General features: G+C 46.6%; 2 tRNA genes and 2 rRNA genes. All 4 read left to right on the top strand.

Annotated elements, in window-relative coordinates:
* Positions 1-317: 317 nt before the first annotated feature.
* A 16S ribosomal RNA gene (locus ACSVH5_RS13405) occupies positions 318-1,833 on the top strand.
* A 130-nt stretch (positions 1,834-1,963) separates the two neighbouring features.
* Positions 1,964-2,037: transfer RNA gene (locus ACSVH5_RS13400), tRNA-Ile, on the top strand.
* Positions 2,038-2,123: 86 nt separating this feature from the next.
* Positions 2,124-2,197: transfer RNA gene (locus tag ACSVH5_RS13395), tRNA-Ala, on the top strand.
* Between the two features lie 210 nt (positions 2,198-2,407).
* Positions 2,408-5,293, top strand: a 23S ribosomal RNA gene (locus ACSVH5_RS13390).
* The 16S and 23S rRNA genes sit together here with 2 tRNA genes alongside, the layout of an rRNA operon.
* Positions 5,294-5,401 lie beyond the last annotated feature (108 nt).

The raw sequence follows: 5,401 nt of genomic DNA, 5'->3' as shown, positions 1-5,401 counted from the left end.
CCCCGCAAAAAGTGCAAGTTCCTTGAGAGATTGAAAAGAGATTGAGAGACCAGTGGAAATAAAAGTTTTCAAAAAAAAGTTTCAAATTTTCTTGCCAGTTAAAAAAGAATACTTACTTTTGCACCCGCTTTGAGAAACAACGAAAGGCGGAAAGAAACTGAAATAAATTCAGTTTAAAAAAAGAAGATTACGTTCCTAGACATATTGAATTGACAGCCGTTTTGTTGGAGACAACAAAACACATAAAAAAAGAGTAAGATAATCGAGAGATTAGAGAAAGACCAATAGTATCTGATTCGAATATAATATAATAATATACGATGAAGAGTTTGATCCTGGCTCAGGATGAACGCTAGCGGCAGGCTTAACACATGCAAGTCGAGGGGTAGAAGGAGCTTGCTCCTTTGAGACCGGCGCACGGGTGCGTAACGCGTATGCAATCTACCTTTTGCAGAGGGATAGCCCAGAGAAATTTGGATTAATACCTCATAGTATAGTGATACCGCATGGTAGTACTATTAAAGTCACAACGGCAAAAGATGAGCATGCGTCCCATTAGCTAGTTGGTAAGGTAACGGCTTACCAAGGCGACGATGGGTAGGGGTCCTGAGAGGGAGATCCCCCACACTGGTACTGAGACACGGACCAGACTCCTACGGGAGGCAGCAGTGAGGAATATTGGACAATGGGCGCAAGCCTGATCCAGCCATGCCGCGTGCAGGATGACGGTCCTATGGATTGTAAACTGCTTTTGTACAGGAAGAAACACCTCTACGTGTAGAGACTTGACGGTACTGTAAGAATAAGGATCGGCTAACTCCGTGCCAGCAGCCGCGGTAATACGGAGGATCCAAGCGTTATCCGGAATCATTGGGTTTAAAGGGTCCGTAGGCGGTTTAGTAAGTCAGTGGTGAAAGCCCATCGCTCAACGGTGGAACGGCCATTGATACTGCTAGACTTGAATTATTAGGAAGTAACTAGAATATGTAGTGTAGCGGTGAAATGCTTAGAGATTACATGGAATACCAATTGCGAAGGCAGGTTACTACTAATGGATTGACGCTGATGGACGAAAGCGTGGGTAGCGAACAGGATTAGATACCCTGGTAGTCCACGCCGTAAACGATGGATACTAGCTGTTGGGGGCAACTTCAGTGGCTAAGCGAAAGTGATAAGTATCCCACCTGGGGAGTACGTTCGCAAGAATGAAACTCAAAGGAATTGACGGGGGCCCGCACAAGCGGTGGAGCATGTGGTTTAATTCGATGATACGCGAGGAACCTTACCAAGGCTTAAATGTAGATTGACCGGTTTGGAAACAGACTTTTCGCAAGACAATTTACAAGGTGCTGCATGGTTGTCGTCAGCTCGTGCCGTGAGGTGTCAGGTTAAGTCCTATAACGAGCGCAACCCCTGTTGTTAGTTGCCATCGAGTGATGTCGGGAACTCTAACAAGACTGCCAGTGTAAACTGTGAGGAAGGTGGGGATGACGTCAAATCATCACGGCCCTTACGCCTTGGGCTACACACGTGCTACAATGGCCGGTACAGAGAGCAGCCACTTCGTGAGGAGGAGCGAATCTATAAAGCCGGTCACAGTTCGGATCGGAGTCTGCAACTCGACTCCGTGAAGCTGGAATCGCTAGTAATCGGATATCAGCCATGATCCGGTGAATACGTTCCCGGGCCTTGTACACACCGCCCGTCAAGCCATGGAAGCTGGGGGTGCCTGAAGTCGGTGACCGCAAGGAGCTGCCTAGGGTAAAACTGGTAACTAGGGCTAAGTCGTAACAAGGTAGCCGTACCGGAAGGTGCGGCTGGAACACCTCCTTTCTAGAGCCTTATTGTTAGCTTTAAGCACGCTAAGGAAAAAGAAGAAGATACAAAGGTTTGCTGAAGTATCGATTATATTACTCTTGCTGTTAATTTAAAGAAATTGAATAAAGAATTAAGTAAAAAACAGAGTCTCGTAGCTCAGCTGGTTAGAGTACTACACTGATAATGTAGGGGTCGGCAGTTCGAGTCTGCCCGGGACTACTATTTTAACTTAAAGGAAATTCTAGAGGTTGAAATCCTTATTTTTTTGGAATTTGGAATTTAAAGATTTGGAATTTTAAAAGAAAGGGGGATTAGCTCAGCTGGCTAGAGCGCCTGCCTTGCACGCAGGAGGTCAACGGTTCGACTCCGTTATTCTCCACAAGATAGTATCAAGATGATAGTATCAAGTATCAAGACAAAGTCTTAATACTTAATACAGCAATCTTAATACAATACAAAAGTTCATTGACATATTGAGATAAGAAATAATAAAAAGTAGAAAGAACATGATAGTATCAAGACGATAGTATCGAGTATCAAGATGTAAGTCTTAATACTTAATACTTAAATCTTAATACTTTCGTAAGTACAATAAGCAAAATAAGGGCGTATGGGGGATGCCTAGGCTCTCAGAGGCGAAGAAGGACGTGATAAGCTGCGAAAAGCTACGGGGATTGGCACACACGAATTGATCCGTAGATATCCGAATGGGGCAACCCACTATGTTGAAGACATAGTACACCGATAGGTGGGCAAACCCGCTGAACTGAAACATCTAAGTAGGCGGAGGAGAAGAAAACAAAAGTGATTCCGTAAGTAGTGGCGAGCGAACGCGGATTAGCCCAAACCAATGATGTTACGGCATGATTGGGGTTGTAGGACCACGACATTTCTTGCATAAAGAATTAGAATCTACTGGAAAGTAGGACCAAAGAGGGTGATAGTCCCGTATAAGTAATGAATGTAAAGGATAGTGGTATCCTGAGTAGGGCGGGGCACGTGAAACCCTGTCTGAATTTGGCGGGACCATCCGCTAAGGCTAAATACTCCTGAGAGACCGATAGTGAACCAGTACCGTGAGGGAAAGGTGAAAAGAACCGTGAATAACGGAGTGAAATAGATCCTGAAACCATACGCTTACAAGCGGTCGGAGCCCTTTCGTGGGGTGACGGCGTGCCTTTTGCATAATGAGCCTACGAGTTAACGTTGCTGGCAAGGATAAGTGGTTAAGTCATGGATCCGTAGCGAAAGCGAGTCTGAATAGGGCGCTTTAGTCAGTAGTGTTAGACGCGAAACCGTGTGATCTACCCATGGGCAGGATGAAGCGCTGGTAACACAGTGTGGAGGTCCGAACCGGTTGACGTTGAAAAGTCTTCGGATGACCTGTGGGTAGGGGTGAAAGGCCAATCAAACTCGGAAATAGCTCGTACTCCCCGAAATGCATTTAGGTGCAGCGCACGGCGCAAAGTTATATAGAGGTAGAGCTACTGATTGGATGCGGGGGCTTCACCGCCTACCAATTCCTGACAAACTCCGAATGCTATATAATGTTTCCGTGCAGTGAGGGCTTGGGTGCTAAGGTCCAAGTCCGAGAGGGAAAGAACCCAGACCATCAGCTAAGGTCCCCAAATATATGTTAAGTTGAAAGAACGAGGTTTGTCTGCCCAGACAGCTAGGATGTTGGCTTGGAAGCAGCCATTCATTTAAAGAGTGCGTAACAGCTCACTAGTCGAGCGGACGAGCATGGATAATAATCGGGCATAAACATATTACCGAAGCTATGGATTTGTAATTTATTACAAGTGGTAGGGGAGCATTCTAACAGGGTTGAAGGTGTGTCGTAAGGCATGCTGGACTGGTTAGAAAAGAAAATGTAGGCATAAGTAACGATAATGCGGGCGAGAAACCCGCACACCGAAAGACTAAGGTTTCCACAGCTATGCTAATCAGCTGTGGGTTAGTCGGGACCTAAGGCGAACCCGAAAGGGACAGTCGATGGCCAACGGGTTAATATTCCCGTACTACTGATTACTGTGATGGGGTGACGGAGTGATGAAAGCGCCGCGAACTGACGGAATAGTTCGTTGAAGTACCTACCTATAAGATCTGCAGGCAAATCCACAGATCTTGGGGAAATACGATAGTACTCGGAGTCTTCGGACAAAGAGATAGTGCGCCTAAGGGCTTCCAAGAAAAACCTCTAAACTTCAGGTAATTAGTACCCGTACCGTAAACCGACACAGGTAGTCGAGGAGAGAATCCTAAGGTGCTCGAGAGATTCATGGCTAAGGAATTAGGCAAAATAGACCCGTAACTTCGGGAGAAGGGTCGCCTCTGAGTAATCAGAGGCCGCAGTGAAGAGGTCCAGGCGACTGTTTATCAAAAACACAGGGCTCTGCAAAATCGTAAGATGAAGTATAGGGCCTGACACCTGCCCGGTGCTGGAAGGTTAAGAGGAGATGTTATCTTCGGAGAAGCATTGAATTGAAGCCCCAGTAAACGGCGGCCGTAACTATAACGGTCCTAAGGTAGCGAAATTCCTTGTCGGGTAAGTTCCGACCTGCACGAATGGTGTAACGATCTGGACACTGTCTCAGCCATGAGCTCGGTGAAATTGTAGTAACGGTGAAGATGCCGTTTACCCGCAGTGGGACGAAAAGACCCTGTGCACCTTTACTATAGCTTAGTATTGACCTTGGATAAATGATGTGTAGGATAGGTTGGAGACTGTGAAGTGGCGTCGCTAGGCGTTGTGGAGTCATTGTTGAAATACAACCCTTTGTTTATCTGAGGCCTAACCCCGTATTGCGGGGGACATTGCTTGGTGGGTAGTTTGACTGGGGTGGTCGCCTCCAAAAGAGTAACGGAGGCTTCTAAAGGTTCCCTCAGTACGCTTGGTAACCGTGCGAAGAGTGCAATGGCATAAGGGAGCTTGACTGAGAGACATACAGGTCGATCAGGTACGAAAGTAGAGCATAGTGATCCGGTGGTTCCGCATGGAAGGGCCATCGCTCAAAGGATAAAAGGTACGCCGGGGATAACAGGCTGATCTCCCCCAAGAGCTCATATCGACGGGGGGGTTTGGCACCTCGATGTCGGCTCGTCACATCCTGGGGCTGGAGAAGGTCCCAAGGGTTGGGCTGTTCGCCCATTAAAGTGGCACGCGAGCTGGGTTCAGAACGTCGTGAGACAGTTCGGTCTCTATCTACTGTGGGCGTTAGAAATTTGAGTGGATCTGATTCTAGTACGAGAGGACCGAATTGGACAAACCTCTAGTGTATCTGTTGTCCCGCCAGGGGCACCGCAGAGTAGCTACGTTTGGAAGGGATAAGCGCTGAAAGCATATAAGCGCGAAACCCACCACAAGATGAGATTTCTTTTAAGGGTCGTGGGAGATGACCACGTTGATAGGCTATAGATGTAAAGGCAGTAATGTCATAGTCGAGTAGTACTAATAACCCGTAAGCTTATGTACACCTTTTCCCGTCTAGTTCAAAAGACTAGGCGGGGAGAAACTTTCTAGATCCTGAATCAAGTTCAGTATTAACTTTTTATATTCTTTATCTCAGTATGTTAAGATATT

This window comes from Flavobacterium sp. RSSA_27, assembly GCF_051547125.1.
Classification (GTDB): Bacteria; Bacteroidota; Bacteroidia; order Flavobacteriales; family Flavobacteriaceae; genus Flavobacterium.
This window is presented reverse-complemented; position numbering and strand designations above follow the sequence as displayed.